The organism is Nonomuraea composti (assembly GCF_012034275.1).
In the GTDB taxonomy this organism is placed as follows: Bacteria; Actinomycetota; Actinomycetes; order Streptosporangiales; family Streptosporangiaceae; genus Nonomuraea; species Nonomuraea composti.
The window spans coordinates 91,037-116,163 of sequence record NZ_JAATEP010000008.1 but is presented as its reverse complement, the minus strand read 5'-3'; the positions used below and the strand labels follow the sequence as shown (position 1 = coordinate 116,163).

General features: G+C 72.0%; 26 protein-coding genes. 14 read left to right on the top strand and 12 right to left on the bottom strand.

What is annotated here, in order from left to right:
- Positions 1-6: 6 nt before the first annotated feature.
- Complete coding sequence (locus tag HCN51_RS13695) at positions 7-546, bottom strand: DedA family protein (protein WP_168010036.1); 540 nt, start codon at positions 544-546, stop codon at positions 7-9.
- A gap of 170 nt (positions 547-716) precedes the next feature.
- Between HCN51_RS13695 and HCN51_RS13690 the strand changes: the two genes are divergently transcribed.
- Positions 717-1,229: a hypothetical protein gene (locus HCN51_RS13690; protein ID WP_168010035.1), complete on the top strand. Its 513-nt coding sequence runs from the start codon at positions 717-719 to the stop codon at positions 1,227-1,229.
- On the opposite strand, the gene HCN51_RS13685 is transcribed toward HCN51_RS13690, so the two are convergent.
- The 3 genes from HCN51_RS13685 to HCN51_RS13675 all read right to left on the bottom strand — a co-directional run bounded on the left by HCN51_RS13685 (position 1,198) and on the right by HCN51_RS13675 (position 6,606).
- A complete protein-coding gene (locus tag HCN51_RS13685; protein ID WP_168010034.1) occupies positions 1,198-4,599 on the bottom strand; it encodes an ATP-binding protein in 3,402 nt (1,133 codons plus the stop codon). The two genes, HCN51_RS13690 and HCN51_RS13685, sit on opposite strands and share 32 nt — an antisense overlap.
- A 78-nt stretch (positions 4,600-4,677) precedes the next feature.
- Positions 4,678-5,736 carry a lysylphosphatidylglycerol synthase domain-containing protein gene (locus HCN51_RS13680; protein ID WP_168010033.1) on the bottom strand — a complete coding sequence of 353 codons (1,059 nt, stop codon included), beginning with the start codon at positions 5,734-5,736 and terminating at the stop codon, positions 4,678-4,680.
- A gap of 51 nt (positions 5,737-5,787) precedes the next feature.
- Positions 5,788-6,606, bottom strand: coding sequence for a PIG-L deacetylase family protein (locus tag HCN51_RS13675; protein WP_230465854.1), 819 nt, complete (start codon positions 6,604-6,606; stop codon positions 5,788-5,790).
- Positions 6,607-6,644: 38 nt separating this feature from the next.
- On the opposite strand from HCN51_RS13675, the gene HCN51_RS13670 reads away from it, so the two are divergent.
- On the top strand, positions 6,645-7,742 hold the full coding sequence (locus tag HCN51_RS13670; RefSeq protein ID WP_346433632.1) for a glycosyltransferase: 1,098 nt from the start codon (positions 6,645-6,647) through the stop codon (positions 7,740-7,742).
- Between the two features lie 261 nt (positions 7,743-8,003).
- Here HCN51_RS13670 and HCN51_RS13665 read toward each other — a convergent pair whose 3' ends face one another.
- Both HCN51_RS13665 and HCN51_RS13660 read right to left on the bottom strand, forming a co-directional pair.
- Positions 8,004-8,366, bottom strand: coding sequence for a hypothetical protein (locus HCN51_RS13665; protein ID WP_168010031.1), 363 nt, complete (start codon positions 8,364-8,366; stop codon positions 8,004-8,006).
- Positions 8,367-8,455: 89 nt separating this feature from the next.
- Positions 8,456-9,019, bottom strand: coding sequence for a TetR-like C-terminal domain-containing protein (locus HCN51_RS13660; protein WP_168010030.1), 564 nt, complete (start codon positions 9,017-9,019; stop codon positions 8,456-8,458).
- Positions 9,020-9,069: 50 nt separating this feature from the next.
- Between HCN51_RS13660 and HCN51_RS13655 the strand changes: the two genes are divergently transcribed.
- A complete protein-coding gene (locus HCN51_RS13655) occupies positions 9,070-10,161 on the top strand; it encodes an FAD-dependent oxidoreductase (protein WP_168010029.1) in 1,092 nt (363 codons plus the stop codon).
- Between the two features lie 62 nt (positions 10,162-10,223).
- Positions 10,224-11,336 carry an aromatic ring-hydroxylating oxygenase subunit alpha gene (locus tag HCN51_RS13650; protein ID WP_168010028.1) on the top strand — a complete coding sequence of 371 codons (1,113 nt, stop codon included), beginning with the start codon at positions 10,224-10,226 and terminating at the stop codon, positions 11,334-11,336.
- Here the strand turns inward: HCN51_RS13650 and HCN51_RS13645 are convergent.
- Positions 11,306-11,857, bottom strand: coding sequence for a DUF1707 SHOCT-like domain-containing protein (locus HCN51_RS13645; RefSeq protein ID WP_240972789.1), 552 nt, complete (start codon positions 11,855-11,857; stop codon positions 11,306-11,308). The genes HCN51_RS13650 and HCN51_RS13645 overlap by 31 nt on opposite strands.
- A 180-nt stretch (positions 11,858-12,037) precedes the next feature.
- Here HCN51_RS13645 and HCN51_RS13640 point away from each other — a divergent pair, with 180 nt between their 5' ends.
- A complete protein-coding gene (locus HCN51_RS13640) occupies positions 12,038-12,958 on the top strand; it encodes a sensor histidine kinase (RefSeq protein ID WP_168010027.1) in 921 nt (306 codons plus the stop codon).
- 45 nt (positions 12,959-13,003) lie between these two features.
- Here HCN51_RS13640 and HCN51_RS13635 read toward each other — a convergent pair whose 3' ends face one another.
- Both HCN51_RS13635 and HCN51_RS13630 read right to left on the bottom strand, forming a co-directional pair.
- Positions 13,004-13,978, bottom strand: a complete 975-nt coding sequence (locus tag HCN51_RS13635) for an aldo/keto reductase (protein ID WP_168010026.1) — start codon at positions 13,976-13,978, stop codon at positions 13,004-13,006.
- A complete protein-coding gene (locus HCN51_RS13630) occupies positions 13,975-14,328 on the bottom strand; it encodes a MerR family transcriptional regulator (RefSeq protein WP_168010025.1) in 354 nt (117 codons plus the stop codon). Before HCN51_RS13630 ends, HCN51_RS13635 begins: the two co-directional genes overlap by 4 nt.
- Before the next feature lie 216 nt (positions 14,329-14,544).
- Between HCN51_RS13630 and HCN51_RS13625 the strand changes: the two genes are divergently transcribed.
- The 7 genes from HCN51_RS13625 (at position 14,545) to HCN51_RS13595 (ending at position 20,159) form a co-directional block, all read left to right on the top strand.
- Complete coding sequence (locus HCN51_RS13625; RefSeq protein ID WP_168010024.1) at positions 14,545-15,165, top strand: DUF998 domain-containing protein; 621 nt, start codon at positions 14,545-14,547, stop codon at positions 15,163-15,165.
- An 85-nt stretch (positions 15,166-15,250) separates the two neighbouring features.
- The gene (locus tag HCN51_RS13620) at positions 15,251-15,712 is read left to right on the top strand and encodes a universal stress protein (protein ID WP_168010023.1); all 462 of its coding nucleotides are present in this window, start codon (positions 15,251-15,253) and stop codon (positions 15,710-15,712) included.
- 235 nt (positions 15,713-15,947) lie between these two features.
- Positions 15,948-17,207, top strand: coding sequence for an APC family permease (locus HCN51_RS13615; RefSeq protein WP_346433631.1), 1,260 nt, complete (start codon positions 15,948-15,950; stop codon positions 17,205-17,207).
- An 81-nt stretch (positions 17,208-17,288) separates the two neighbouring features.
- The gene (locus HCN51_RS13610; protein ID WP_168010021.1) at positions 17,289-18,266 is read left to right on the top strand and encodes a phosphotriesterase family protein; all 978 of its coding nucleotides are present in this window, start codon (positions 17,289-17,291) and stop codon (positions 18,264-18,266) included.
- A gap of 41 nt (positions 18,267-18,307) precedes the next feature.
- Positions 18,308-18,694, top strand: a complete 387-nt coding sequence (locus HCN51_RS13605) for an STAS domain-containing protein (RefSeq protein WP_168010020.1) — start codon at positions 18,308-18,310, stop codon at positions 18,692-18,694.
- A 10-nt stretch (positions 18,695-18,704) separates the two neighbouring features.
- Positions 18,705-19,598: a sigma-70 family RNA polymerase sigma factor gene (locus tag HCN51_RS13600; RefSeq protein WP_080045784.1), complete on the top strand. Its 894-nt coding sequence runs from the start codon at positions 18,705-18,707 to the stop codon at positions 19,596-19,598.
- A gap of 165 nt (positions 19,599-19,763) precedes the next feature.
- Complete coding sequence (locus HCN51_RS13595) at positions 19,764-20,159, top strand: hypothetical protein (protein ID WP_168010019.1); 396 nt, start codon at positions 19,764-19,766, stop codon at positions 20,157-20,159.
- Between the two features lie 38 nt (positions 20,160-20,197).
- Here the strand turns inward: HCN51_RS13595 and HCN51_RS61325 are convergent, their stop codons facing one another.
- The 3 genes from HCN51_RS61325 to HCN51_RS13585 all read right to left on the bottom strand — a co-directional run bounded on the left by HCN51_RS61325 (position 20,198) and on the right by HCN51_RS13585 (position 23,308).
- Positions 20,198-20,326 carry a hypothetical protein gene (locus tag HCN51_RS61325; protein ID WP_277349977.1) on the bottom strand — a complete coding sequence of 43 codons (129 nt, stop codon included), beginning with the start codon at positions 20,324-20,326 and terminating at the stop codon, positions 20,198-20,200.
- 36 nt (positions 20,327-20,362) lie between these two features.
- Entirely contained in the window at positions 20,363-22,012 is a 1,650-nt protein-coding gene (gene ilvD / locus HCN51_RS13590) for a dihydroxy-acid dehydratase (RefSeq protein WP_080045786.1), read from the bottom strand.
- A gap of 75 nt (positions 22,013-22,087) precedes the next feature.
- Positions 22,088-23,308 carry a saccharopine dehydrogenase family protein gene (locus HCN51_RS13585; RefSeq protein ID WP_168010018.1) on the bottom strand — a complete coding sequence of 407 codons (1,221 nt, stop codon included), beginning with the start codon at positions 23,306-23,308 and terminating at the stop codon, positions 22,088-22,090.
- A gap of 100 nt (positions 23,309-23,408) precedes the next feature.
- On the opposite strand from HCN51_RS13585, the gene HCN51_RS13580 reads away from it, so the two are divergent.
- Both HCN51_RS13580 and HCN51_RS13575 read left to right on the top strand, forming a co-directional pair.
- Entirely contained in the window at positions 23,409-24,107 is a 699-nt protein-coding gene (locus HCN51_RS13580; RefSeq protein ID WP_168010017.1) for a TetR/AcrR family transcriptional regulator, read from the top strand.
- A gap of 127 nt (positions 24,108-24,234) precedes the next feature.
- Entirely contained in the window at positions 24,235-24,984 is a 750-nt protein-coding gene (locus HCN51_RS13575) for a DNA-formamidopyrimidine glycosylase family protein (RefSeq protein ID WP_168010016.1), read from the top strand.
- The last annotated feature ends 143 nt before the right edge of the window (positions 24,985-25,127 follow it).

Below are 25,127 nucleotides of genomic sequence, written 5' to 3'. Positions count from 1 at the left end.
CGTGAATCAGGACGCCAGGGCCTCGTCCTCGGAAGCGGCGGCGGCGCGCCGCCGCTTCCGCCGCCGCCGGATCACCAGCCAGGCGACCAGGGCGACCACGGCCACGGCGACGACCGCGGCCGTGGCGGGCGAGCGCCTGGCCAGCTCCAGCCAGCCGAACACGGCCGCGGTGCCGCCGAACCACCACAGCGGCGCCCACGTCAGGCAGCCCAGCGCGCTGGCGACGACGTACCAGGGGTAGGACACGCGCAGCGCCCCCGCCACCCACGGCAGCGTGTGCCGCAGCATGGGCACCCAGAAGCAGCCGTAGACGGCCAGCGCGCCCCACCGCTCGACGACGCGCTCGACCTTCTGGATGCGCTCGCGGCCGAACCTGACGCCGACGCGGGAGTCGTACAGCCGCTCGCCGAGCCTGCGCCCGACCCAGTAGTAGACCTGGAACGCGCCGAACAGCGCCAGGATCAGGATGGCTCCCACCAGCCAGTAGGGCAGGTTCAGCCAGTACGGTTCGGTGGGCGCGGGGACGGCGATCAAGGCGTGCCACATGTCCGACCCACCATCCCTCCACAAACCTTAGGTCAGCCTTACCTTACCCCTCAGGTGTCGGCGAAGGCCACACCGCCCTGCAAGCCCCCCGCAAAGGGGTGCAACCCGCCGACAACCAGCACTCAACCACCCGGCCGCACCCTGAGCGTGAGCCAAAAGGGGTGTGGAGAATGCCGACCAGAAGCGCAGCCGTCCTGACCAGCGGGACCGCCAGCGCCGCCCGGATCTTCGTGGCGGCCCTCGCGTTCACCAGCGCGTACGTCGGCTTCTCCGCCTACAGTAACGCCAGCTCCGCCCCGGAGCCCCCCGCCGCCCGGGTCACGCTGTCGGCCCGCGAGCTGCCCGTCACCGCCCCGGCCCAGCAGGCCGCCACGCCGGGCCAGGTGACCGTGAGCGTGCTGACCGGCGCCGGAGCCGGCTGCGCCAAGTCGTACGTGGCCCGCAGCCTCGTGGTCAACGCCGACCCGGCCGAGCCCGTCTCCTACCACTGGCGGCTGGCCCGCTGGAGCCCGTCGGCCAGGACGTGGCGCACGTACCTGGCCGACCATGACGGCTTCGCCGCCCCCGAGCGGACGGTCGAGTGGCTGCCCCAGGTCTCGGGGAACCCCGGGTGGTACCGCGTCGAGCTCGAGATCGACGGCGGGAAGACCCTCAGGAGTGACCGTTTCCAGGTGAGCTGCTGACCGACTGCCTGGCCGCCTCCACCCAGCGCGGCACGCCCACCCGCTCGGCCACCTCCAGAGCCTTCTGGTAGTGCTCGCGCGCGGCGTCGGGCTGCCCCAGGCGGATGGCCAGGTCGCCGAGCGTCAGCGCCACGGGCCACAGCGCCACCACGCCGGTGCCCGCGCCCGCCACCCGGTCGGAGAACGGCTTCAGCTTGTCGTAGCAGTCGACCATCCGCTCGCGGTCGTCGAGCAGCATGCCGGCCAGCGCCCGCCAGGTCATCGCCAGCTCGTACAGGAAGTCGGGGCGCACCGGCGGCCGGGTGGCGGCCACGGCCTTGGCGTCGTTGCGGTGCCCGGCCGAGGCCAGGGCCAGCGCGTACGCGTCGAGTGTCCACTTGGCGCCGCGCAGGTGCGCCTCGGCGAGCGGGTCGACCATCTCGGCGGCCCGCCCCGCCACCAGGTGCAGGCAGAACGTGGTGATCAGCGGCAGGTCTTGGCGGCCCTCCAGCATGCCCGCCCGCGCGGACACCCTGGCCGCCTCCCGGTAGGCCCGCTCGGCCCCCTCGTAGTCGCCGGCGATCATCAGCCGCTGCCCGGAGTACCAGACGACGACGGCGGCGGGCGCCGACAGGTCGTACTGCTTGGCCAGGCGGTCGGCCGCGGCCGCGTGCTCGTCGGCCACGGCGAAGTCGCCCCTGGCCGCCGCGCACTCCAGCAGCACCAGATGGGCCAGCGCCTGCGTGGCCATCTGCCCGGAGCGCTGCGCGACCTCCAGCAGCTCCCTGCCGATGCTCTCGCGGGTGTCGACGGCCGGGATGTCGTAGGACTGCCGCAGCCGCCCGCTCAGCGCCGCCGCGATCAGGGTGGGGTCGCCGCTCTGCCGGGCCAGCTCCAGCGCCTCCAGCGACGCCTGGCGGCCCCGCTCGGGCGAGGAGGAGCCCTCCAGTTCCAGGGCCAGCGTGGTCAGCAGGCTGGCGCGCAGCCGCTGCTCGCCGGCGGGCAGCTCGATGAGCGCCTTCTCGGTGACGTCGACGATCTCCCACGCGGTGCGGGTGAAGTCGCGCGTCATGCCCTTGTGCGGCACGGCCAGCGACGCCGCCACCTTCGCGGTGATCTCCAGGTCGCCCAGGGGGAGTGCGGCGTCCATGGCCTGGCGGCGCAGCAGCCGGGCCGCCGTCATGTCGCCGCACAGGGCCAGGGCCCTGATCTGGCGCAGCATGAGCCGCAGGCGCTCCTTGGCCCGCTCGGGCCGCTGCTCGCCGCTCTGCTGGGCGGCGGGGGAGCGGTCGAAGGCGGCGATGGCCTGCTCCCACAGCGTGGCCGCCTCGCGGTGCGCGAAGCGCCGCTCGGCCTGCTCGGCCGCCAGCCCCGCGTAGTGGACCGCCTTGTCGGCGGCGTCGGCCAGGTAGTAGTGGTGCGCCAGCGCCGCCACGTCGGACGGCGCGCGCTGCTCGATGACCGCGGCCACGGCGGCGTGCAGGCGGGTGCGGCGCAGCCGGGAGGCGTCGGAGTAGATCGTGTCGCGGACGAGGTCGTGATCGAAGCGCAGCAGCCCGGGGCCCGGCTCGGTGACGAGCCCGGCCAGCAGCGCCGCCTCGACGGCCTCGATCACGGCGTCCTCGTCGCCGGAGACCGCGATGAGCACGTCGAGGTCGACGTCGCGGCCGATCACGGCGGCCTGGAGCAGGATCTGCTGCGCCCCGGCGGGCAGCCGCGAGATGCGCCGCCGCAGCACGTCGCGCACGCCCGAGGGCACCCGCGAGAGCACTTCGGTGGCGCTGGCCCGGTCGGCGGCGCCCTCGGCGTCGAGCAGGCGCACGGTCTCGCGGACGAAGAACGGGTTGCCGCCGGTGCGCTCGACGATCGACTCGACCGCGTCCTCGTCGATCTCGCGCACGCAAGTGGCCTTGACCAGCTCGGCCACGGCCTTCGGGTCGAGCCCCGACAGGCCGACCCGCACGGGGCCGAGCCGCGCCAGCGCGGCCAGCACGTCGGACTGGCGGTCGTCGAGCTCGCTCTCCCTGCACGTCACCACGAGCAGCACCCGGCTGGTGGCCAGCAGGCTCGGCAGGGCGCGCAGCAGGGCGAGCGTCTGGTCGTCGGCCCAGTGCAGGTCTTCGAGGGTCAGCAGGACGGGGCCGCGCCGCGCCACGCCCGCGAGGTAGCCGCCGACGGCCCGGTGCAGCCGGAACCCGCCGGACGCCTCGTCCTCGTCGGGGTCGGGGGCGGCGTCGTCGAGCAGCGGCGCGAGGAGCTGGGCGTACTCGCCGGCGCCCGTCATGCCGATGAGCGTGCGCAGGATCTCCACCCACGCCCAGCCGGGCGGGGTGGCGCTGGAGTCGGGGCAGGCGCCGGAGGCGGTGGTCCAGCCGTCGGCGCCGAGCCGGCTCTCCAGCTGGCGCAGCAGCGTGGTCTTGCCCGCGCCGGCGACGCCGGTCACGATCGCGACCTGGAAGCGGCCGGTGCGCGAGGCGGCCGTGGTGAGCCTGGACAGCTCGGCGTCGCGGCCGACGAACGGCTCAGGCTCCAGCGGCGGCGGCTCGATCGGCGTGGCCGGGCGGGGCGGCCAGGTGTCGCTGACCGGCGCGGCCGGCCTGGGCGCCCGCGCGGGTGGCGGCGCGAGGTCCAGCTCGGGCGACTGGGCCAGGATGTCGGACTCCAGCTTGCGCAGCGCCGGCCCGGGGTCGATGCCGAGCTCGTCGGCCAGGATGTTCCTGGCGCGGCGCAGCGCGGCCAGCGCGTCGCCCTGCCGCCCGCAGCGGTAGAGGCCGAGCGCCAGCAGCCGCCAGCCCTCCTCGCGCAGCGGGTGCTCGGTGGTGAGCGCCTCAAGGTCGGGGACGGTCTCGGCGTGCAGGCCGAGCCGCAGCCCGGTGTCGGCGTGCCGCTCGCGGGAGACCAGGCGCAGCTCGGTGAGCCGGTTGACCTCGGCCTCGGCCCACGCCTGGTCGGCGAAGTCGGAGTAGGGGGTGCCGCGCCACAGGCCCAGCGCCTTCTCCAGGCGGTCGCGCGCGGACTGCGGGTCGCCCTCTTCGAGGTGCTCGCCGGCCGCGCGGACGAGCTGCTCGAAGCGCAGCGCGTCGACCTGGTCGGGGGCCACGCGCAGCGCGTAGCCGGACGCGACCGTCACCAGCAGCCGGTTGGGGCCGCCGCGCGGGCGGCCGGGCTCCAGCACCCTGCGCAGGCGGGAGATGTAGACCTGGAGCCCCGACTGCGCGCCCTTGGCCGCGTCGTCGTCCCACAGATCGTAAAGAAGCGTGTCAACCGGCACGACCTGACCTCTGGCCACGAGAAGTCGGGCGAGGACGGCCCGCTGCCGCAACCCGCCGAGGTCGAGTTCGTCGTCGTGTTCGTACGCCTCGACTGGCCCCAGAACTCGGAACGCCACCATGTCAGCCGCCACGCTATGCGGGCCTGCGAATCACGCACAAGGCCCGTGGTCGATTAGGAGGCGATGGGTTTGGGATTGTCACTGGGTGGCCTTCGAGATCGCGGACGGGGGCTCCGCGCCGGCGTTCCGGCCGTTGCGCCTGCGCAGCAGTGCCCATGCGCCCAGTGCCAGGCCGCCGAACGGGATCTCGATAGTGTAAGTCCAGAACCCGAAAAGCAGTGCGGTGGCTATGGCCGGGGTGTCTCCTGCCCCGAAGTAGATGAGCGAGGCGGCCACGCCGGTCTCCATGATCCCCGCGCCGCTGGGGGTGACGAGTGCGCTGGTCAGCACCCGTGACAGGGCGAAGACCGCGATCGACTCGGCGAGGCCCGGCCAGGCGCCGGTGGCCTGCATGCAGGCCGCCATGATGGCCCACTGGAAGCCGAGGAAGAACACCATGCCGAGCGACAGCCCCGGCCACCGGCCCCGTACGACGTCGGCGGTGTCGGCGCGCAGCCGGTGGAACGCCTCGGAGGCGTGGATCTTGAGCCGCAGCAGCCGGGTCACCTTGTCGAGGCCCCTGCCGAGCACGACGGCCGCGCGGTCCCAGTAGAGCGCGACGGCCACGACCACGCACAGCACGAGGATGGAGATCGCGCCCGTCCAGCCCGCGTTGGCGACGGCCGCGTTGGGCACCCGCCCCGCGACGAGCAGCGCGATGATGCCGACGGCGGGCAGAATGAACCTGAACAGCGTGTTCCACACGCCGCTGACCAGCGTCATCACCACGAAGGGGCGGCTGGTGAAGCCCCAGCCCTTGGTCATCGCCCACGACAGCGCGACGCCCACCGCGCCGCCGAAGGGCACCAGGTTGCTGACCGCGCTGCCGGCCGCGTTGAGCGTGAGCGCCTGGAGGTTGTTCAGGCCGGGCAGGGAGTTGGTCAGCACGAACGTGTACGCCAGCAGGCTCAGCAGCCACAGGCCCGTCATCAGCGCGATCTGGCCGGCGCTGATCGAGCCGAAGAGCCTGCCGATCTCGGCCCACGAGACCTGCTTGCCGGTGAGTGCCTGCACGAGCTGGGGGAGGTAGATCACGAGCAGCACGGCCAGCCCGAGCGACAGCACGGACAACGCGATCTGGAGCCACTTGTTCTTCATGAGGAGTCCAGTCTGCCGGGTCGGGGGGTGCGGCCTCGTCGTCCTCAGGTACTAGGTGGGCCACCGGTCGAAGGGATGAGTGAGGCGGGCGCCGGGGGGAAGGTCGCGGCGGACGTACCACTCGGTGCCGAAGACGAAGCGGTAGAGGGGGCGGGGGACCTTGAGCATGACGGCGAGCGTGCGGTCGCTGTCGCCGCCGCTGGCCTGGGAGGCGTGCGCGGCCATGGAGGCCCGCTTCTGCTTCGTGTACTTCCGGACGTTGACGCGGTGGGTGATCACCTCGCCCGGCGAGTACGCGCTCTCGAACGTCCGCACGTCGAACTCCGGCGGGAACTTGTAGAACCGGCCCGCCACCCGCAGCAGCCACAGCAGCGGATCGCGGTTGACCGTCGCCTCCAGGACGATCTCCGTTCCGGCGATCTTCGCCGCGCGCTTGCCCACCCGGTGCACCTGCACGTGGTCGGGATGCCCGTAGCCGCCGGCCGGGTCGTAGATCGCCAGCAGGTCGGCCCGCTCCTCCTGGAGGATCGCGGCCAGCGCCTTGGCCGCCGCCTCGGTGTCGGCGTCGATGAAGGCGTTGTCGGGCCGCTCCTCGGCGCTGCCGCCCTTGGGGCTCAGCCCCGAGTCGCCGTAGCCGAGACACTCGACGCGGGCGCACCCGAGCAGCGCCGCCGACTTGTAGAGCTCTTCGAGCCGGGTCTCGCCCAGAGCCTCGCCCGGCTCCATCTCGGCCAGGCCGCGCTCGCCCGCCGTGGCCACCACGAGCACCACGCGGTGCCCCTCGGCCGCGAGCATCGCCATGGTGCCCGCCGTCAGCAGGGCCTCGTCGTCGGGGTGGGCATGGAAGAACACAGCGGTACGTGGAGGCACACGCCCAGATTAGTCTGGGAGGGGTGCGGATCTTTCACGTGAGTGACTGTTACCTGCCGCGACTCGGAGGGATCGAGGTCCAGGTCGCCGATCTCGTGCGCACGCAGCGGGAGGCGGGGCACGAGGTGTCGGTGGCCACGGCGACCAGGGGCGAGCCGCTGCCCGGGGTGCACAGGATCGTCGCGAAGATGCCGTTCGACCTGCCCGTCCACCCGTTCGGAGTGGGGCATCTCACGTGCGCTCTCACCTCGGCGCGTCCCGACGTGGTGCACGTGCACGCCGGGGCCGTCTCGCCGTTCGCGTGGATGGGGGTGCGGGCCGCGTGGCGGGCGGGGCTGCCGTGCGTGGTGACCGTCCACAGCATGTGGGATCCGGTGACGCGGGGGATGTACCGGCTGCTGCGGCTGGCGTACGGGTGGCAGCGCTGGCGGCTGGTGGCCACCACGGTCAGCAACGCCGCGGCCGCCCCCATCCGCGCGGTGGCGGGGCCGGGCGTGCCCGTGCGGGTCGTCTCCAACGGGCTCGACCTGTCGGGCTGGGCGCCGCCCCCCGGCACTCCCGACCGGCGCGAGGAGGTGCACATCGTGGCCGTGGGCCGGCTGGCCCCGCGCAAGCAGCCCGTACGCCTGCTGAAGCTGCTCCAGGCGGCCCGGGCGCGCGTGCCCGCCCGGATCCCCATGCGGGCCACGATCGTCGGCGACGGGCCGGCTCGGGGGCAGATGGAGCGCTTCCTCGAACGGCACGGCATGACCGGCTGGGTGTCCCTGCCGGGTCGGCACACGCGGGAGGAGATCGCGAAGGTGCTGGCGTCGGCCGACGTGTTCGTGGCGCCCGCGCCGCGCGAGTCGTTCGGCATCGCGGCACTGGAGGCGCGGGCCGCGGGGCTGCCGGTGGTGGCCAGGGCCGAGAGCGGGGTGGCCGACTTCGTCAAGGACGGGGTGGAGGGGCTGCTCGGGCGCACCCTCGGCGACCTGGCGCGGGCGGTGGCCCGCCTGTGCGTGGACGCGGAGCTGCGCGAGTCCATCGCCGCGCACAACCGGGCGACCCTGCCCGCCGCCGGGTCGTGGCCCACCGTGCTGGAGGGGTTCGAGCGGGCGTACGAGCAGGCGCGCGAGCTGCGCGCCTCCCGGAGATAGACGCCCGGGACAGACGCCGGAGACACACGCCCGGGACAGACGCCCGGGACAGACGCCGGAGACACACGCCCGGGACAGACGCCAGACAGACGAAGGCCACCGCGGCGCTCGACGCGCGCGCGGTGGCCGGACGTTCGTGACGGGGAGGTGCCGCGACGCGCCCCCACGCGCGCGGCCCCCTTCTCACCCCCGTCACGACGCGGCCGCCGTCGCTCCGACCTGCCCCCCACAGGCGGTCGCGGGCGACGGCCGCGAGCCTGGTCAGCTGCAGGCAGCCGTGATCTTGCTGGTGAAGCCGTTGATCTTGGTGCTGAACTCCGTCAGGCTGGCCGCGTCGCCCGGCTTGATGGCGCTGTAGGCGTCGGCCAAGTCGTTCAGCGCGGCGGCGACTTCGCCGTCGTACTTGCCGGCGAGCTCCTTGGTCTTGTCGGAGGCGGTCTTCGCCGCGCTCTCCACGGCGCCGGCGTCGGCGGTCATCGAGGAGCTGAACTCTGTGGCGATCTTGGTGGCGTCGCTGGCGGCGGTGTTGCAGTCGACGGCCTGGCCGATCGCACCACAGGCGGTGGTGAAGGCGGCAAGAGTCAGCGTCGCGGCCGCGACGGCGAGGCGACGAGGGGGAGTCATTATCCGTGCCCTTCGTAGGTTTAGCGAACGAAGGGAACATTATGGGCCCTAACTTGATCGTCACTTGCACCCCGCTAACACCAGAGGTGTCAAGCGGGCGTAAAGCCGTGCAGGAGGACCTGCACGACCTCCTCCGGCTCGGGCAGCGGAAGATCCAGGAGCCCCCGGTAGGCGACGAACCCGACGAACAGGTCCGTCAGCATCCACAGGTCGGCGTTCGGCGGCAGCTCGCCGCGCTCGATCGCGCGCTCGTACACGACCCATGACCGCTCCATCCGGGTGCGCATCGAGGTGCGGATGAGCTCGGCCACGGCCGGGTCGCGGCCCGCCTCGCCGTACACCTGCCTGGCCATGCGGGCGACGCCCGCCTGCTGCCACATGGCGAGCGTGTCGGCGATCACCACGCGCAGGTCGCCCTCCAGGGAGCCGGTGTCGGGGATGGCGACGTGCGCGTTCATCAGGCCGGTGAGCGTTTCGAGCAGCATGTCGCGCTTGGAGGCGTAGCGGCGGAACACGCTCGCCCTGCCTACGCCCGCCGCGGCGGCGACGTCGTCCATGGTGAAGTCGAGCCCGTGGGAGAGCACCAGCCCGGCGGCGGCCTGCCTGATGCGGTGATCGACCGTGGGGTCGGGCTTGCGGCCGCGCGACGACATTGTGATACTCCTAGTATCTGATATTCGGGGTCTCACAGTGGGGAGACGTAATGAGGGTAATCGTGATCGGCGCGGGCGTCGCGGGGCTCGCCCTGGCGCGCGGCCTGCTCGCCGCGGGCCACGAGGCCGAGGTGTACGAGGAGGCCCCCGAGCTGCGCACGGCCGGCGGCTCCGTCTCCCTGTGGCCCGGCAGCACCGCCATCCTGGAGGAGCTCAAGGCCGACTATGCGGGCGTCGGCCGCCGCCTGGAGACGCTGGAGTCGTGGGGCAGCGACGGGCGGCGGCTGCTCACCGTCGATCTGACCGTGCCCGAGCGCCGCTACGGCCACCCCGTCGTGCACGTGGCCCGGCGCGAGCTGGTCGAGCTGCTGTCCGACGGCGTGCCGGTCACCTACGGCGTGCGGGCCGAGCAGGTGGCGCCGGAGCGGGCCGAGGCACGGCTGTCCGACGGCCGCACGGTGCGCGGCGACGTGCTGGTGGGCGCCGACGGCCGCCGCTCGGTGGTGCGCGAGGCCCTGTGGGGCGACGACCGGGCGAAGCTGAGCGGCTGGGTCACCTGGCAGGGGTTCACCACCGTCCCGACCGCGCTGACGGAGGACCGCCGCGCCGTGATGATCGCGGGCCGGCAGGGGTTGTGCGGGCTCATCCCGGCGGGGCGGGGGCGGCTGCTGTGGTGGTTCGACGTCAAGGCGGCGCCCGGCGGGCCCTTCTGGGCCGACGACCCGCACGTGGTGGAGCGGTTGCGGGAGCGCTTCCGCGGCTGGGCGGACCCGGTGCCGGGCATCCTCGACACGATCACCGACATCGACTTCTTCCCCCACCACAAGCAGCCGATCCCCGAGGTGTGGGGCAAGGGTCCGACGACGCTGGCCGGCGACTCAGCGCACACCATGCCGCCCACCATGGCACAGGGCGCCAACCAGGCGCTGGAGGACGCCTGGCTGCTGGCCCGCTCGCTCGGGGACCTGCGCGCGTACGAGAGGGCCAGGTCGAAGGTGGTGCGCAGGCCGGCCAGGATGGCCGGCACGGAGCTGACCGACCGGCAGGGGCCGATCGTGCGGCTGATCCCCGACGGGCTCGCGACCACGGTGTACGCGTCCATGCTGCGCCGCTACAGCACCTACCTCTTGACAGCCTCCTGAGGCCGCCTGACGATGTCGCATATAGAGCAACTCGGTGCGTAATACGCAACAAGGGGTGTCGGTTGACCACCACGTCGAGCTTGATCTCCACGCTTCCCGGCCGTGCCTACACCGACCCCGAGATCTTCGCCGAGGAGCAGGCCAAGATCTTCGAAAGCCTCTGGTTCTGCGCCGTCAGGGCCGCTGACCTGCCGCGTCCCGGCGCGTTCAGGACGGTGCAGGTCGGCCGCGAGAGCGTGATCGTGGTGCGCGGGCGCGACGGCCTGCTCCGCGCGTTCCTCAACGTCTGCCGGCACCGCGGCGCCCGCCTGTGCCTGGAGGAGGCGGGCGAGGTCAGGCGCACCATCAGGTGCGCCTACCACGCCTGGTCCTACGACCTCGACGGCCGGCTCGCCGCCGCCCCCAACCTCGCCAAGATGCCCGACATCGACCGCGTGGAGTACGGGCTGGTGCCCGTCCACCTGCGCGAATGGCTCGGGTACGCGTGGGTGTGCCTGGCCGCCGAGCCGCCCTCGTTCGAGGAGCACGTCACGTACGCGGCCACCGAGCGGCTCGGCGACCCCGCCGCCATCGAGCACTACCAGGTGGACCGGCTCGCGCTCGGCCGCCGCATCGTCTACGACGTCAAGGCCAACTGGAAGCTCCTCGTCGAGAACTTCATGGAGTGCTACCACTGCGCCACCATCCACCCCGAGCTGACCGCCGTGCTGCCCGAGTTCGCCGGCGGCTACGCGGCGCAGTACTACGTGGGGCACGGCGCCGAGTTCGCCGAGCGGGCCGAGGGGTTCACCGTGGACGGCAGCCCCGGCTTCGGCCGCCTGCCCGACGTCTCCGACGAGCAGGACCGCCGCTACTACGCGATCACCGTCAAGCCCCAGGTGTTCGTGAACCTGGTGCCCGACCACGTGATCCTGCACCGGATGTTCCCCATGGCGGCCGACCGCACGGTCGTGGAGTGCGACTGGCTCTACCACCCCGACGTCGTCGCGTCGGGAGCCGACCTGACGCTGTCGGTCGAGCTGTTCCACCGGGTCAACGAGCAGGACTTCGACGCCTGCGAGCGGACGCAGCCCGGCATGTCGTCACGGGCGTACCGGGAGGGCGGGGTGCTCGTGCCGAGCGAGCACCACATCGCCCTGTTCCATCAGTGGGTGAACCAGCGCCTGCGCGGATAGCGCACGGTGAGGCCGCCGTACTTCGCCCGGCCGGTGATCACCACGCTGAGCACGCCGGGGCGGGGCCGGCTCGGCACCTTGGACGTCGGATGGCCCCAGTCGCTCTGGAAGCCGTCCACGTTCGCCACGGCGCCCTCCGGCAGGATGATCTTCGCGGAGCCGTACGTGAGGTCCAGCTCGATGTCCACGACCTGATGGGGGACGACGGCCTCGGTGAAGTCCAGCTCGACGCTGCCGTACTTGGAGGAGACCCGCAGCCGGCGCGGCACGGCCCAGTCGCCGGAGCGCTTGACGTTGCCGTTGCCCGACCCCAGCTCCACGACGTCGCTGACCTGCGGCTGCGGGCTCGGCAGATCCGCGACCAGCTCGAGCAGGTCGCCGTACGTCTTCGCGCTCAGCGCCAGCCCGAGCCGCTCATCGAGCTCCGAGGGGGTCAGCCGGCCCTCGGAGAACGCCTGCTGGAGCTGCTGCGTCGTGCGCTCCCGGTCCTCGTCGGAGACCCGCATTTGCAAATCCGACATGTGCCGAGCATAGGCGCGACGCGGTCAGAACGGGAGGCGTCGCCCGGAAGGGGTGCGAAGATCGAGAGGGGACGGACGGCGTTCGGGACGGGGGCGGCGGATGAGCTGGACTCTCTTCACATCTCAATAGGTACCCAACAGATTGCCGTGAAGTCCTCAACGTTAGGTACCGTGGTGCTGATGTGGGCGGAACCGTTCGTGCATCCGGCGCTCTTCTACAGGGGCGACGGCGAGTACGTCTCTGCCACGAGCGCGTTCGTCCTGGAGGGCCTGGCGGCCGGGGAGCCCGTCGCCGTGTCCGTCCCGCCACGCAACCTGGCGCTGATCGAGGCCGCACTCGGCGACCAGGCCAAAGACGTGCTCCTGCTCGACATGACCAAGGCCGGGCGCAACCCCGGCCGGATCATCCCCGGGGTGCTGCGGGCCTTCGCCGACCGGCACCCCGACCAGCACGTGCGGATCATCGGCGAGCCCATCTGGCCGGGCCGCACCGCGACCGAATACCCCGCCTGCGCCCAGCACGAGGCGCTGATCAACCTGTCGTTCACCGGCCGCAGGGTGACGATCCTGTGTCCGTACGACCTCGACGGGCTGACCGACGAGGTCATCCGCGAGGCCGCGCGCACCCACCCCGTGCTGCGCGACGCCACGGGAGAGTGGGCCAGCGCCGACTACGCCCCCGAGCTGGTCGTCGACGGCCACAACCGGCCGCTCGACGAGCCGGAGAAGTTCGTCTCGCTGAGCTTCGACCACACCAACCTGTCGGCGGTGCGGGCCCTGGCCGCCCGGGAGGCCATCGCGGTCGGCTTCCAGGGTGACCGGCTCGACGACATCCGGCTCGCCGTGGCCGAGCTCGGCGCCAACAGCCTCGACCACGGCGGCGGGTCGGGCGTCCTGCGGGTCTGGATCGCGGACGACCGGCTGGTGTGCGAGGTCAGCGATTCGGGCCACATCACCGACCCGCTCGTGGGGCGCAGGCCGGTCGATCCGCGTGACGCGGGCTCGCGCGGCCTGCTCATCGTCAACCTCCTCAGCGACCTCGTACGCCTGCACACCCGCGAGGGCGCCACGACGGTGCGGGCCTACTTCGACCTGCCGTAGCCCCAGCCCTCAGCGCTCGACCTCGACCTGCCGTAGCCCCGGCCCTCAGCGCTCGACCTCGTTCATGCTGAGGTAGCGGGTGCCGCGCACGGCGTCGGCGGGCACGGCCGCGGCCAGCGCGTCGAGCTGCTCCGGCGTGAGCGTGATGTCCGCGGCGGCGGCGTTCTCCTCCAGGTACTTCAGCCGCTTGGTGCCCGGGATCGGCACGACGTCCTCGCCCTGGGCCAGCAGCCAGGCCAGGGAGAGCTGGGCGGCCGTCACCCCGGCCGCGTCGGCGATCTTCTTCACCTCGGCCGCCAGCGCCCGGTTGTGCTCGGCGTTCTCGCCGCTGGTGCGCGGCAGGTGGCGGCGGAAGTCGTCGGCGGGCAGCTCCTCCGGCCTCGGCAGCGCGGCCGACAGCAGGCCGCGGCTGATCGGCGAGTACGCCACCAGCCCGACCCCCAGCTCCCTGGCCGCCGGCAGGATCTCCGCCTCCAGGCCCCTCGTGAACAGCGAGTACTCGCTCTGCAGGGCCGCGATCGGGTGCACGGCGTTCGCCTTGCGCAGCGTGTCGGCGCTCACCTCCGACAGGCCGAGGTGGCGGACCTTGCCCTGCTCCACCAGCTCCGCCATGGCCCCGACCGACTCCTCGACGGGGACGTCGGGGTTGCGGCGGTGCATGTAGTACAGGTCGATGTGGTCGATGCCGAGACGCTGGAGCGAGGCGTCGCAGGCGGCCCTGATGTACTCGGGGCTGTTCTCGATCGTGCGGGAGTCGCCGTCGCGCTTGACGCCGAACTTGGTGGCCAGGACGACCTCGTCCCGGCGGCCCTTGATGGCTCGGCCGACCAGCTCCTCGTTGGCGCCCCTGCCGTACATGTCGGCGGTGTCTAGAAAATTCATGCCAAGGTCGAGGGCGCGGTGAATGACCGCGATTGACTCGTTCTCGTCGCCCTGGCCGTAGAACTCGGACATGCCCATGCAGCCGAGCCCGAGCGCGGAGACCTCCAGGCCGTCGCGGCCGAGAGTGCGCTTGTTCATGCCTGCCCCCTGCGGTAATTGTCGATCTTGTAGTCCAGGACCTCCAGGTCCTGGCTGAGCTGGGCGATCCTGGCCCGGACGCGCTCGCGGTGCAGCTCCAGCATCCGCCTGCGCTCGTCCGCGGTGCGCTGCCCCATGCGGCGCAGCTCCGCGTACCGGCACATGTCGGCGATCGGCATGCCGGTCGTCCGCAGCTTCGTCAGGAACTCCAGCCACTGGAGATCCTGCTCCGCGTAGTCGCGGTGGCCGCTGCTGTTGCGCCCCACCGAGGGGATCAGCCCGATGCGCTCGTAGTAGCGCAACGTGTGAGCGCTCAGGCCGGACCGCTGCGCGGCCTCCTGGATCGTCATGTGTCCAGGTTGGACCTTAGAGCGCGCTCTAAGTCAAATCACCCCCCGGACAACCGCCTCCACCCTGAGGGGGCTCTCCCTACCAGGGGTCACGAACCGGCAGGTCAACGGTGATTCCTAGGGGTCGGTCCGACCAAGGTATTAGGGGGTACTTCAGGGCCGCTTCGGGTCCATCTCCGATGTTCGCAAAGCGCGTGTTCCACGAGCTTAGGAGGCATGAAGGGATTGCTTGTCAGTGGTTTCGCCGCGATCGGCGCCGGCAGCGGCGCCATGCTCACCCTGCACGCCGGATCCGACCTGGACCCGCTGCACAGCGTGATCAGCGAGTACGTGTGGCAGTCGGCCGGATGGCTCCTGCCCGCCTCGCTGACCCTCTTCGCCGCGGGCGCCGCGCTCATGGCCGAGGCCATGCGCCGGGCCGGCGTGAACCGCTGGGTCGTCGCCTTGCTGCTGGTGTGGGGGGCGAGCATGTTCCTGATCGGCGCCTTCCCGACCGACCGGCCCGGCGTGCCGCTGTCGATGTCGGGCGGCATCCACCGCTACGCCGCCTTCGTCGCCTTCCTCGTGATGCCGGTCGCCGGGATGCTCCTCGCCAGAGCCAACATCCGGTACGCCGCGGCGATGCGCGTCCTCAGCGGGCTCGCCCTGGCGGCACTGGTGCTGGTCGTGATCCCGTACGTGGTGCGCATGTTCGGCATCCCGCTGACCAACGACGACATCCCCGCCGGGCTCACCCAGCGGGCCGTGGTCGTGACCGAGCTGGCCGTGCTGACGCTGGCCGGGCTGTCGATGCTCAAGCCCTCGGCCCGGCGAGCCGTGTCCCCGGCCCTCGCCTGAGGCCGTAGCAGGGCGCCTCACCAGGCTTGAATCCCGCCGCTCTGGAAAGAGGAGGACCCCGACCTCGCATTCAGGAGTGGCTGAGATGACGATTTTGATTGCTTATGACGGATCCGACGACTCCAAGGCCGCCATCGCCTTCGCCGGCAAGCTGTTCCCCGGCCGGCACGCGGTCGTCCTGACGGTGTGGGAGCGGCTGGCGATGACCTCGGCCAGGGCCTCCGCCGGCCTCATGGTGGCCGTCGACCAGTCGGGGGTGGAGGACGAGGCCATCGGGCAGGCGATGAGCGAGCTGGCCGCACGCGGCGCCGAGCTGGCCCGCGACGCCGGCCTGGACGCCACCCCGCGCTGCGACGTGGACGCCGTGGCCGTCTGGTCGACCATCGTGGACGTCGCCGACGAACTGGACGCCGAGCTCATCGTGACCGGCACCAGGGGGTTGGGCGGGGTGCGGTCGCTCCTGCTGGGCAGCACGTCCGACCGCGTGCTCCACCACGCCCACCGCCCGGTCCTGGTGGTGCCCGGCCCCAACGGCAAGGGCGGCTGACCCCTCCGCCCATTGCGTTCAGTCGCCCGCCCCGCTCGCACCCTCCAGACGCCAGCCCCGCACAGGGGAGGCGCCCGCCTTCGGGCGTTGGCCCCCGCAAAAGCACGGGAGGCGGCCGATTCTCCCGCACCTCGCAGGTGCCGTGCGGCGTTCATCCGGGCGTTGATGCGGGTTGTCGGTGGGATGCGGCAGAGTGGGTGCCTGCCGACGAGGTGTGCGGGAAAGGGGCGGGGCGGTGCCGGAGGAGCTGGCGAGGAGGCTGGGCACGGCCGATGCGGTCGTCGTCGGGCTGAGCGCGATGATCGGCGCGGGTGTGTTCGCCGCCTTCGCGCCCGCCGCCGCGGCCGCCGGCCCCTGGTTGCTGGTCTCGCTGGCGCTGGCCGCCGTCGTGGCCTACTGCAACGCCACGTCCTCGGCCCGCCTGGCCGCCCTCTATCCGGAGTCGGGCGGCACCTACGTCTACGGCCGCCGCCGCCTCGGCCCCTTGTGGGGTTACCTGGCGGGCTGGGGCTTCACGGTGGGCAAGACGGCCTCGTGCGCGGCCATGGCCCTGACGTTCGGCTCCTACGCCCTGCCCGGCCTCGAACGGCCGCTGGCGATCGTCGCGGTGGCCGTGCTGACGGTGCTCAACCTGTTCGGGGTGCAGCGCTCGGCGGGGGTGGCCCGGATCATCGTGGCGTTCGTGCTGGCGGTGCTCGTCGCGGTGATCGTGGTGGGGCTGACGGGCGACGACTCGGTGACGTTCGGCTGGTTCGCCTACGCGCCCGGCACGGGTCGCGCGCCCGGCTCGTACCCCTTGGACGTGTGGGGGGTGATGCAGGGCGGCGGGCTGCTGTTCTTCGCGTTCGCCGGCTACGCGCGGATCGCCACCCTCGGCGAGGAGGTGCGCGATCCCGCCCGCACGATCCCCCGGGCGGTCGGCATCGCGCTGGCCGTCACCCTGGTCGTCTACGCGCTGGTCGCCGTGGCGGCGCTGCGGACGCTCCATCCCGAGCTGCTGGCCAGGTCCGGCGCGCCGCTGGCCGATCTGGTCAGGGAGGCGGGGGCCGGGTGGCTGGCGCCGGTGGTGCGGGCCGGGGCGGCGGTGGCGGCGCTGGGCGCGCTGCTGGCGCTGCTGCTGGGCGTCTCGCGCACGGTGCTGGCGATGGCGCGCGAGCGGGACCTGCCGGGCGTGCTGGCCGCCGTTGCCCCGGTGCGGCAGGTGCCCAGGCGGGCGGAGCTGGCGGTCGGCGCCGCGGTGATCGTGCTGCTGGCGGTGGCGGATCTGCGGGAGGCGATCGGGTTCTCCTCGTTCGGCGTGCTCGTCTACTACGCGATCGCCAACGCCTGCGCATTCACGCTCCGCCGCGACGAGGGCGCGCCGCCCCGCGCCGTCCCGGTGCTGGGGCTGGCGCTGTGCCTGCTGCTGGCGGCCACGCTGCCGTTGGCGTCGGTGGTGGCGGGCCTGGCGGTGTTCGCCGTCGGCCTGGCGATCTACGCGGTACGGCACCGGTGACCCAGCGCGTGTGACTGTTGACGGAGGTCGTCGAACAGCCTAGGTTGGCGCCCACACCGACCAGCCGGTATGGAGGCGTGCATGCCCACCGTCGAAACCCTGCGCGGCCCTGTGGACGTCGACGAGCTCGGGCAGACGCTGATGCACGAACACGTCTTCGTGGTGGCCACGGAGCACCTCGACAACTACGGCAAGGGCGCCTGGTGGGACGAGGAGTTCCGGGTGGCGGACGCGATCGCCAAGCTGAACGCGGCGGCCGCGAAGGGCGTGCGCACGATCGTGGACCCGACGGTGTGGGGTCTCGGCCGCTACATCCCCCGGGTGCGGCGGGTCGCCGAGCAGGTCCCTGACCTGCACATCGTCGTGGCCACCGGCATCTACTCCTTCGAGGAGCTGCCCCACCAGTACGAGCACCGCGGCCCCGGCCTGTTCATCGACTGCCCCGACCCGATGATCGACGACTTCGTCCGCGACCTGACGGTGGGCATCGCCGACACCGGCGTGAAGGCGGCCTTCCTCAAGTGCGTGGTCGAGGCGAAGGGGCTGACACCGGGCGTCGAGCGCATCTGCCGGGCGGTGGCGCAGGCGCACGTGCGGACGGGGGCGCCGATCACGGTGCACACGAACGCGTTCACGCAGAGCGGCCTGATCGCGCTCGACCTGTTCGCGAAGGAGGGCGTGAACCTGGAGAAGGTCGTGGTCGGGCACGCCGGCGACAGCAACGACCTCGACTACCTCATGCGGCTCGCCGACACGGGCGCAATCCTGGGAATGGACCGATTCGGTCTGGACGTCTACAACCCGACGCCGCAGCGCGTCGCCACGATCGCGGCCCTCTGCCAGCGGGGATACGCCGATCGCATGGTGCTCAGCCACGACACGGCCTGCTTCATGGACTATTTCGGCGGGGCCTGGGACGAGGCCCGCCGTACGCTGGCGCCGAACTGGCGCTACGATCACATTCACGACGATGTCTTGGCCGCCCTGCTCGACGCGGGTGTGACCGATGACCAGATTGAGCAGATGCTGGTGTTCAACCCGAAGCGCTACTTCTCGTAAAGTAAGTGGATCGGGAGAGCGACGCGGGTAGGTGGAGCTGGGTGACTTCGGAGCAGGCCTTGTCGATCAGCCTCGGACTCCAGGGACCCTGCGTCATCGCGCGGCTGACGGGAGATTTCGACTTCGGCTCCGCGGCCGAGGTGCGTGACCGTGTGACCAAGGCGCTCGATCTCACGCAGCCTCCGATGCTCGTCATCGACATGCAGGCCGTCAGCGTCTGCGACTCCTCGGGTCTTTCGGTGCTGGTCTATCTGCACAAGGCGGTCACCGCCTCGGGCGGGCGGCTGCTGCTGTCGGGGCTGAACGGCCGGTGCAAGCATTTGTTCGCGATCACTGCGCTCGACAAGTTCTTCGATATCCGCAGTACGGCGGAGCTGGCCATCGCCGAGCTCAACGAAGAGGGGAATTCGCCGCCGTTTACCGGGTAGTTGCTCGGGCATGTCGGCCGAAGAGCCCGATCTGCTCGGTACGTACCTCGAACAGATCGGAAAAACCCCCTTGCTCTCCGCCGCGGACGAAGTGGAGCTCGCCCGGCGGATCGAGGCAGGCCTGTACGCGGGCCATCTGATCGAGCGTGGTGAGGGCACGCCAGAACTCGAACTCGTCGCGCTCGATGGCAAGCGCGCCAAGGACCTGTTGATCAGGTCCAACCTCCGGCTCGTGGTGTCCGCCGCCCGGCGGTACTCCTACCGGGGGCTGCCGCTGCTCGACATCATCCAGGAGGGCAACCTCGGGCTGATCAGAGCGGTGGAGAAGTTCGACTACACGCGGGGATACAAGTTCTCCACGTATGGGATGTGGTGGATCCGCCAGGCCATCGAGCGCGGGATCCACGACAAGAGCCGTACCGTGCGGCTGCCGATCCACGTGGCGGAGGAGTTGTCGCGGCTGATCAGGGTGGAGCGGCAGCTCGCCGCCGAGCTGGGCCGGGAGCCGACGGACGCGGAGCTGGCCAGCGCGGCGGAGCGCTCGGCCGCGCAGGTGGCGGCGTTACGCAGGCTGGGCCAGGACATGGTCAGCCTCGACGTCCCGGTGGGCGAGCACGGCGAGGGCCGGATCGGGGACATGATCGCCGACGAGGACGGGCTGCAGGTGCAGGAGCTGACCGAGCTTCGCGCGCTCAGCGCGGAGCTGCGCGAGGTGGTCACGACGCTGCCGCCGCGGGAGGCGTTCGTGATCAGGCTCAGGTACGGGCTGACGGGGGAGGAGGTCCGGACCTATACGGAGATCGCCCAACATCTCGGCCTCACAAGGGAGCGCATCAGGCAGCTGGAGAAGCAGGCGTTGAGACGGCTCAGGCAGGGCAAGCCGTTGCTGGCGTGGGCGTCCTGACCTGGTCAGGTTGCGGGCAGATAAGCCCGAAATAAAGGGATAACCGTTTCGTATCGGATCAAGCCCGACGAACCCGGACGAGCGGGATGCCTGGTAGTAGTCGGACACGTACGTGTCGCTGCCACAGGGGGGAGCGACAGTGTCTGTCTCGACTATGGGGGCGAAATGTTCAAGCGCCTTGCCGCCACGGCATTAGTGGCCGCCGCTGCCACCACGCTCATGTCCGCGCCGGCCGAAGCCGCGACGACCAGCGCTCAGCTCATCAGGACGAAGTCCTCCTGGGGTCACTGCGAGGACACCTGCCGCGTCAAGGTGCGGATCCAGAACATCTCCCGCAAGAACCTCTTCAACGTCAAGCTCAACGTCACCCTCAAGGTGAACGGCCGCAAGGTCGGCTCGTGCTACGACAACGTGGGCAGCATCGGCGCGCGCAAGGTGCGCTACGCGTCCTGCACCGTGCGGACCGCCAGGCTGTCGGAGGCGTGGAACGACTACGTCGACGGGTACGGCAACTTCCGGACCTACGCCAAGACCTCCGTGTACTACCGGTACTACCGCTGACGACGGCTGAAGGGGCCGGGCGGACCGGCCCCTCCGGCTCACGCGGTGACGAGGAGCGCGACTCCGATCAGCACCACGACCGGGACGAGCCACATCACGACCTCGCCGGCGAACTCCTTGTACATCGCGCAAGTCTCCTCAAAGTCAGGGGGCGGGGCAAACGTCAATGCGCAGCATAGCCGTCCCCGCCCGCTGCTCGATCCTCAGGCGGTGACCGCCCCGTCGGAGGCGGAGCCGACCGTGGCGACGTACTTGGTCAGCACGCCGCGCTCGACCTCCCGCTCGGGCCGCACCCACGCGGCCCGCCGCTCGGCCAGCTCGGCCTCGGGCACCAGCAGGTCGAGCGTCCCGGCCGCGCTGTCGATCACCACCGTGTCGCCGTCGCGCACCAGCGCGATGGGCCCGCCGTGGTACGCCTCCGGCGCCACGTGCCCGATCACCAGCCCGTGCGAGACCCCGCTGAAGCGGCCGTCGGTGACCAGCGCCACGGACGTCCCGAGCCCCCGGCCGACCAGCGGGCCGGTGATGGAGAGCATCTCGCGCATGCCGGGGCCGCCCGCCGGGCCCTCGTACCGGACCACGATGACGTCCCCGGCCACGATCCGCCCCTCCTGGATGGCGACGTAGCAGTCGGCCTCGGAGTCGAACACCTTGGCCGGGCCCTCGTGGCGGAAGTCGTCCTTGCCGCCCAGCTTGAGCACGCACCCGTCAGGGGCGAGCGAGCCGCGCAGGATGGCCAGCGCGCCGCGCCGCTTGAACGGCTCGTCCGCGCTCCCCACCACCTTCTGCCCCGGCGTCTCCTGGGCCTGCGCGGCCACGTCCGCCAGCGAGCGCCCGTCCACCAGCGTGACGCTCTCCCGCAGCAGCCCCGCCTCCAGCAGGCGGCGCACCACCAGCGAGGTGCCGCCCGCCTTCCACAGGTCGAGCGCGGTGGCGTCGCCGCCGCTCGGCTTGAGCCCGGTGATGATCGGGACCTCCCGGCAGACCTCGCCGATCCGGTCGATCTCCAGCGGCAACCCGGCCTCGCGGGCGATGGCCAGCAGGTGCAGCACGGCGTTCGTGGAGCCGCCCATGGCCGCCACCGACACGATCGCGTTGTGCAGCGCGTCCTCGGTGAGCACGCGCGACGGGCGTGCGTCGGCGGCCAGCGCCCGCATGGCGATCTCCCCGACGCGCCGGGCCGCGGCGTTCTTCTCCCCGGCCACCGCCGGGATGTCACCGATCCCGAACGGCGCCAGCCCCAGGAACTCGGCGACCGTGCCCATGGTGTTGGCGGTGTACTGGGCGGCGCAGGTGCCGGCGCCCGGGCAGGCGTGCCTGGCCAGGTCGTCGAGGTCGGCCTGGTCCATGCGGCCCACCTCGCGCTCGCCGAGCGCCTCCCACATGTCCTGGATGGTCACGTCGCGCCCGCGCCAGCGGCCCGGCATCATGCTGCCGCTGTAGAGGACCACGGACGGCACGTCCAGCCGGGCCAGCGCCATGATCGCGGCCGGGACGGTCTTGTCGCAGCCGACGATCGCCACCAGCGCGTCGAACTGGTGGGCACGGCCCATCAGCTCGATCGAGTCGGCGATGACCTCCCGGCTGATCAGCGAGGCCCGCATGCCCGGGGTGTGCATGGTGAGGTTGTCGGAGACGGCGATGGTGTTGAACTCCATGGGCAGCCCGCCGGCCGCCCGCACCCCCGCGGCCACCTCGGCGGCCAGCTCGCGGTGGGTCAGGTTGCACGGCATGGTGCCGGTCCAGGTGGAGGCGATGCCGACCACGGGCCGGCGCATCTCCTCCTCCGACATGCCCATGGCGTACAGGTGGGAGCGGGCCGGTGCGCGGTCGGGGTCGTCGGCGATGCTCAAGAGGTTCCTCCGATGTACGGGTTGCGGCACCTCAATGATCCAATGTCCGGATCGGGCGGCGGCTCCCGGCCCCCCTCACTGCTCCCGCAGGCCCCACGGTGAGCCGTACTCGACCAGCAGGTCCAGGAACGGGCGCGGCTCGAACGCCTCCGGCCCCAGCACGCCCGTGCCCCGCCACACGCCGCCGGCCAGCAGCTCCAGGGCGATCACCGGGTTGACCGCGGTCTGCCAGACGACCGCCTGCGAGCCGTACTCGCGCATCGACCACTGGTTGTCCACCACGTGGTAGAGGTACACCTCGCGGGGCCGGCCGTCCTTGACGCCCTTGACCCAGGTGCCGGCGCAGGTCTTGCCGTGCATGCGCGCGCCCAGCTCGGCCGGGTCGGGCAGCACGGCGGCGACCACGTCCCGGGGCGACACCCTGGCGGTGCCCTGGTCGGTCCTCACCGCGACCGGCTCCGTCCGGTCCACGCCCAGCGCGTGCAGCGTCTTGAGGGTGCCGATGAACTCCTCGCCGAGCCCGTACTTGAACGTCACCCGCTGCGCCGGGATCCACCGTGGCACCAGCACGACCTCCTCGTGCTCGACGTTCACGCACTCCACGGGGCCGATGCCGTCGGGGAAGTCGAAGATCTCGGGCTCGCTGAACGGCTCCGTCGTGTACCAGCCGCGGCCCTGCTCGTAGATCAGCGGCGGGTTGAGGCACTCCTCGATCGTGGTCCAGATGGAGAAGGAGGGGGCGAAGTCGTAGCCGTCGACAGTGAGGTTCGCGCCGTCCCTGATCCCGATCTCCTCGATCTCGTCGAAGAGCTCGTCGGCGGCGTAGCGGGCGAAGACGTCGGCCAGGCCGGGCTCGACGCCCATGCCGACCAGCGCCAGCCTGCCCTTGGCGGCCCACTCGGGCGCGCGGGCGAACTGCTCGTCGCCCAGCTTCACCCCCACCTCCTCGTACGGGCGGTCGGGGTGCGGCTTCGACATCGACATGGCCATGTCGAGATAGTCGGCCCCGGCGGCGAGCGCGGCGTCGAACAGCGGCAGCACGAAGCGGGGGTCGGTGGCGTTGAGCAGGACGTCGCAGCGGTGCTCGGCCAGCAGCGCCGTGACGGCGGCGGTGTCGGCGGCGTCGATCCGGACGGGGGTGAACCGGGCGGCCTCGTCACCGAGCGCGGCGACGGCGGCCTTGGCGCGGGGGAGGTCGTAGTCGGCGACCACCATGTGGTCGAAGAAATGTCGGCGGGCGGCGATCCGGGTGATGGCGGTTCCCACACCGCCTGCTCCAACGAGAAGGATACGCATGACGATAGATCCCCTTTTATGGCTTTTTTGGGGGGTGTGTCGTACATCAAACGCTCGTATGCTCAACAACGTCAATGGCGTTGGCATAAGGAGGCGTTCCATGGCCAAACGCGTCGTGCCGGAAGCGGCCCGCCGGCGGCGGCGTCCCACCAAACAGGGACAGGTGCTCACCCACGCCCACATCGTCGAGACCGCGCTGCGCATGCTGCGCGAGCACGGCCCCGCCGGCCTCACCGCCCGCCGCCTCGGCCTCGCCCTCGGCGCCGACGCCAGCACCGTCTACCGGTACTTCCGCGGCATGGACGACCTGATCCTCGCCATCGCCGACGAGCTGTTCGGCCGCGCCATGGCCTCCTTCGCGCCCAGCGGCGACTGGCGGGCCGACCTGCGCGAGCTCGGCCTGCGCATCCACAACGCCTACCTCGCCCACCCGCAGGCCGCCGTCCTCACCGCCAGCCGCGTCACCGGCCGGCCCAACGAGGTCGCCAGCGACGAGACCATCCTCGGCATCCTGCGCGGAGCCGGCTTCCCCGACGCCGACGCCGTGCGCATCTACCACGCGTTCATCGACCAGAGCCTCGCCTTCGCCATCCTCGACGCCGCCACCCTCGCCCTGCCCAAGGCGGCCCGGGAGGCCGACGAGGAGGTGTGGCGCGCCACGTACGCCCGCCTGCCCGCCAGCACCCACCCCAACATCGCGGCCACGGCGCCGCTGCTGGTGGCCAGGATGAACGACAGCGCCTACCCGACGGCCCTCGACCTGCTGCTCGCCAGCGCGGCGGCCCAGCTCGCGCGATAGCCGTTCGGCGCGGCGGGCCGGGGCGCGGGATAGCCCTTCGGCGCGGCGGCGCAGCTCGCGGGATAGCCCTGTCATGGCGGGGTGGCCGTTCGGCGCGGCGGGCCGGGCGCGGGGTAGACCCTTTGGCATGCCCGAAGGTCACCTCATCCACCGGCACGCCCGCGAGCAGCACACCGCCCTGTCCGGCCGGACCGTCCGCGCCTCCAGCCCGCAGGGCCGCTTCGAGGCGGGACCGTACGACGGGCAGGCGCTGACGGAGGTGGAGGCGCTCGGCAAGCACCTCCTGTACCACTTCGAGAACGGCCTGCCCGCCATCCACGTGCACCTGGGCATGCGCGGCATCTACCTGCGCCACGACGACCCCGCGACCCCGCCCCGGCCCGGCACCCGCCTGCGCCTGGCCGCCGACGACGTCGCCTACGACCTCATCGCCCCCATCCGCTGCGAGCCCATGGACGCGCCGGCCGTCGCAACGCTGCGCGACTCACTCGGCCCCGACCCGCTACGCGACGACGCCTCCCCGTCGGAGGCGGTGCGACGCCTGACCGCCTTCCGCGGCCCCGTGGGGGCCGGCGTGCTCGACCAGGGGGTGTGGGCGGGCATCGGGAACGCCTGGCGAGCCGAACTGCTGTTCCTCGTGGGCGTCCACCCCGGCACGCGCAACGTGGACGCGGCCACGGCGCTGCGGCTGTGGGAGGCGGCGGCCACGTACCTCGCCCTGGGGAGGGACGCCGGGCAGGTGGTCAGCGACCCGTCGGCGCCGGACGAGCGCTGGGTTTACAAACGCGAGCACTGCCGCCGCTGCGGCACCCCGGTCGAAACCTGGCGACTTGCCTCCAGAACGGCCTACGCCTGCCCCCACGACCAACCACCGTAAGCCCGCCTCCTCCCCCTACCGCCGCCTCCTGCACTCGCCTTGCCTTGCCCCCGGGCCCGCCGCGCCCCACCCTGCCCCACCCTGCGCTCGTCGCTCCCTCACCCCTCCCTCCCTCCTGCCTGGCCTCGCCTCGTCTGGGCATC